Source organism: Janthinobacterium sp. ROICE36 (assembly GCF_002869965.1).
In the GTDB taxonomy this organism is placed as follows: Bacteria; Pseudomonadota; Gammaproteobacteria; order Burkholderiales; family Burkholderiaceae_D; genus Janthinobacterium.
On sequence record NZ_PEBS01000198.1, the window covers coordinates 1 to 623 of the forward strand.

Genomic DNA, 623 nt, shown 5'->3' on the forward strand with positions numbered 1-623 from the left:
CGGCTGTGAAGGGCTTGGGTCATGGCGCTGGCGGTGAGGTGACAGGAATCAACAGTGTACTCAACAGGCGCCTGGCTTTGAAGTAGGGCAAGCTGCGAATAGGAATATGATCACCCAATTCTAAACAGGTAGAGAGGCCGAAGAGGTGGCGGACCTTGTCCTCTATTATGGCGCGGGTGATAATTTCCGTACTTGCGAGCGTCTCGAAACTGCTCAGTTCAAGTACAAACTGCGTGAAGAGGCAGTTTCGGCAGCCTACCTCAAAAAGACAATTGAAAAATTCTCTGACACAATCATTGGCTACGAAAAGACGTCTTCAGCACTAGAAGTCGATATCAAAGTTTCGTTCATCTTCGTCACCAATGCGCCATTTTCAGAAAATCTCTGGGACGCGATAACGTCCTTAATAAACGGGACGCCGCCGTCTGATAGCGGGGCAGCTACTCAAGCTCACAATCTCAAAAAATGGTGTGTTGATCGTGGGTTGATGGATGCTTGTTGGCGCCGACCGAAAACTGACCCACCTATAGCTGTTGTGCCGACCCAAAATTGACCCAGGTGTTCTACTGCTCCTGCCTAATTATTAGGCGGGAGATATACAAGGTGATCACCATGGAAATGTT

The 623-nt window shown here is 49.0% G+C and carries 1 protein-coding gene; it reads left to right on the forward strand.

From position 1 onward, the window contains the following. Nucleotides 1–145 precede the first annotated feature (145 nt). Nucleotides 146–553: a hypothetical protein gene (locus CSZ94_RS27405; RefSeq protein WP_219726069.1), complete on the forward strand. Its 408-nt coding sequence runs from the start codon at nt 146–148 to the stop codon at nt 551–553. Nucleotides 554–623 lie beyond the last annotated feature (70 nt).